General features: G+C 63.0%; 3 protein-coding genes. All 3 read left to right on the top strand.

What is annotated here, in order from left to right; genetic code table 11:
• Positions 1-443: 443 nt before the first annotated feature.
• The 3 genes from ACX6XY_RS29875 to ACX6XY_RS29865 all read left to right on the top strand — a co-directional run bounded on the left by ACX6XY_RS29875 (position 444) and on the right by ACX6XY_RS29865 (position 2,386).
• Positions 444-857, top strand: a complete 414-nt coding sequence (locus ACX6XY_RS29875; protein ID WP_460337699.1) for a hypothetical protein — start codon at positions 444-446, stop codon at positions 855-857.
• 28 nt (positions 858-885) lie between these two features.
• On the top strand, positions 886-1,755 hold the full coding sequence (locus ACX6XY_RS29870; RefSeq protein ID WP_460337696.1) for a hypothetical protein: 870 nt from the start codon (positions 886-888) through the stop codon (positions 1,753-1,755).
• A 280-nt stretch (positions 1,756-2,035) separates the two neighbouring features.
• Positions 2,036-2,386, top strand: a complete 351-nt coding sequence (locus tag ACX6XY_RS29865) for a hypothetical protein (RefSeq protein WP_460337693.1) — start codon at positions 2,036-2,038, stop codon at positions 2,384-2,386.
• Positions 2,387-3,558 lie beyond the last annotated feature (1,172 nt).

The following is a 3,558-nucleotide window of genomic DNA, read 5'->3' as shown; positions in this document are numbered from 1 at the left end:
CGCGCCCGCCACCGACCCGAACAACCGAAACGGCCCGCCGAAGAAACCGACGGACCGTCACGAAAGATCGAGGCTAGAGAGTGCGACCGCGCAAGCCACACGATCTCTGATACGTGACCGCTTAACCGACTCACCTCGTAAGGGGTGACGGGCGTCTGTGGTCGTCTTTCGGGAGTCTCGGGTTTCCTCCCTGTTGGCGTGCGGCCGGTCGTACTCTCTTGCGACCGGTCGCCGTCGATAGCACCCCGTAACGTTACGGGGTGGTGCCCCGGACTCCTCTCTTGCGGCGGCATCCGCAATCACCCTCATTCTTCGGTGAGTTGAACTCTCGCGCGCGTCGATGTCGCGGCGGAGTGCTCACCGCTCGGGCCCCCTTGCCCGCTGTTGTCTATGCCGAGACACAGCGCGTGAGGGGGCCTTTTTCGTACCCGAAAGGATTCCCCATGACTGCCTGGAGTTGGGCAGAGATTGACGGCCAGGGCGGTTCGACCACCTCTGACCGCAAGTATGCCGACGGCATGTCTCGCCGGATGGCACAGAGCCGCAATAGCGGCGGAAGCGCCTACGCCGACCACTACGCGGAAAAGGCGGCAGCGCGCGAGCGAGAAAAGCGCACAGCAGCCGGAATCCGCGAATGGGATGAGTCTGCACGGGAGCGAGATGAGCGCGCGATGAAGCTACTGACGTTCCGCGCCGACGACCCGGAACCCTGGCCCTTTGGCCTACCGAGCCCAGATGACCCCGACCACGACATTTTCGAAGCATCCGAAGAACAGCAGGCTTGGGAAAAGCGCCGCGATAAGTACCTACAGCGCGCCGAGGGCGAAGAACTAGCCGCCCGCATTTCCCGCCGCTGACAGTCACACCACCCGAGAGGAACCAGAAATGACGACCGACCCGAAGAACTACGTAGTCCTAGACCAGTACATTGCCGAGCCGCACGAGCGGGATATTAAGGCCCTAAAGGCCAAGGTCAACCGAGCATCGCGGCCCGAGCATATTTGGACCGCCGAGGCACAGATTCAGGCGGCCGACCCGTGGCACTGTGACCTAGCTCCGGCCCTAGCCGCCGAGCGGTGGGAAAAGGTGCAGGAACTAAGCAACGCTTGCGACGATCTAGAGACCCGCTGGAATGACCTAGAGACCGAGGCTGAGGGCGCACGGAAGAAGGCGGCTCAGGCGCACGCTGACGCGATGCGAAAGGGTGTCAAGGCACCGGCTACCGCTGCTGCCGTATTCGAGGCTGACGCGGCCCTAGAGGGGTGCTCGCTGGTGCTACGGGAGACCGTGCGGGACCTGTACCGGGCGCGTGCTTCCTACGAGTCGCTGCTAAAGGATCGCGTGTTCCTCGGCAAGTACCGAAAGGCCGTCATTGCCGAGTTCAACAAGCAGCGCAAGCGGGCCGCCGAGGCATTCAAGACTGCGGCCGGTGCTATCGGTGAAACGCGCCGCCGATATGCCGTACTGCATGAGCTGACGATGGGTGGTCTACTCGATATCCCCGAGGACGCACAGGGTTACCTAGTGCTGAGCGGTAAGGGTTGGCTACAGGCCGACCTGTCCACGGCCATCAGCGCGATTTCTCGGCAGGTTGGCGAGACCGATCCATTCCTATCCGGCGAGTTCCTGACTGCGCCTATGGAGGACATCAACGCCACGGCGATTGAGACGGCCGAGCGGGTAAAGGCGGATATCGACCAGCACCGCCAGAACCACTATTCGGCGGACGGCATTGTCAGTTCTCGGATGGTCTGAGGGTTTGCGTTGCGGGGTCGGCCCCACTGGACCACCGGCCCCGCTCGCTGTCCTGGTGTTGCGCTGCTCGCACTGTGATTCGCTGTGAATTCGCTGTGAATATCACGCAAGGTGACAGCGCCTAGCGTCACTCAGAGTGGCTAAAGGGGTGGGGGGTGACCCCCTTTAGGCCCCTTTCCGGACCGCAAGCGTATAGCAGCCCTCCCTATCCGTCCGGAGACCCCAGATCAGTTAACCCAACGTAGCCAGCGCGAATGCGCCGACCACCGGAGAAATCACCATGAGTAATGCAACTCTGAGCGCCGAGTTTCGCCGCGCTGTTCTAGATGAATTCGACCTAGAGGCACACGAGCTAGTCACCCTGGAACGCGCGTGCAGCGTGCTCGATCAGATCGAGGGACTAGAGCTAGACGTAAAGGATCGCGGCGTAATCGTGCGCGGTATCCGAGGCGGCCTCTACCCGAACCCCTCGCTAAATGAACTGCGCGCCGCTGAAACGTCGTTCCTCGCCATCGTCCGGGCCCTCGGTCTACAGGATGCGGATATGGCACCGGGTAAGGGTTCCCCGTCCGCTGCTGCCCGAGCAATGAACCGGGCGCGCTGGGGGGTGCGCGGTGGCAAGGCGGCGTAAGACAGCGCCGGTTGATTCCGGACCATCGGCCGAGGATCTGCAATACGGCCGCCTCGGCGTGCTGTATGGCCTATGCGACGGTGAACCCGAGGCGTTCGAGCGGGCACGCAATCACAACCACGCCGAGCCATTCCCCGATCCTGCCCTAGAGGCCGAGGCACGCGAATTCGCCGAGCGGCACCGGCACATGTGGCAGCACTGGTGACCACACCTCAACGTTGAAGGGTGATCGATGAGTAAGGCAAAGGTGGGGCCGAATGTCTGACGCTCCGCTATGTAAGCGCGTTACGTGTTACCGCGTACGAAGGTTGCGGCGTGACGGCCGGGGTCGTAGGCCCTGGTGTTCTCGACGCTGTGAGAAGTGGTCGCGCGCGTACGCTGCATTTACTGCCGCTGGTGCTGCACTCGGGCGCGACGCCAAGACCGATAGGGCACTGTTCGAAAAGCTATCTGATGGACTGCACGACCCTGAGAAATGGCCGCCGCTACTAGACGAACTATTCGATGCCTACGGGCGGACGTGATGACACCTATCCGCGTTGTCCTAGGCCCGAATGGTTGGGAACCCTCGGACGCACCGGCCCGCCCTGGATTCGTCGCCTACCGATTCCGGCGCAGCCTGCCAATCGTCCGGCCCGCTGATGCATCCGGCGAACCTCGGTTGCCGGGCCGCGTACGTCTCGACGGCCACCCCCGGAACTGCGGCACACGATGACCTCCCCGTAACGTTACGGGGTGCTCGACCCCCGATGGACCGGCCCCGCTGTGGGTTCGGACCGTCGGGGGTTTTCTGCGTTTCCGGGGCACCTTCGAAAGAAAGGCGAGTATCTCAGCCGGCGAGGGGTGCTCGGGGTGGCGTTCGCCCAGTCGTCCCAAGGATTTTCGCCGCCTTTGATTCCTAGGCCGCAGCGTCGAGAACGGCCCCGCTAGCCCCCGCTCGGAAGTGCCTTTAATCCCTGGTACGCCTCCCGCAGGTCTGATGCCTCCGGGAGCTGTCGGCGCTCCACGGCCTTGACGACTTCCAGCGCACGCCAGTGATTCGAGGGCACGATGCGGCCGGACAGTATGGCTCGCTGTGCTGCGTTGCACGCCTCATCTAGCCTCGCGCTTTCACGAGGTGGACTGTCCGACGGATGGTCAGGTAAGCGAAAAGTGCCTCTGACCAGCAAGAA

The organism is Streptomyces sp. O3, from assembly GCF_054788135.1.
This window is presented reverse-complemented; position numbering and strand designations above follow the sequence as displayed.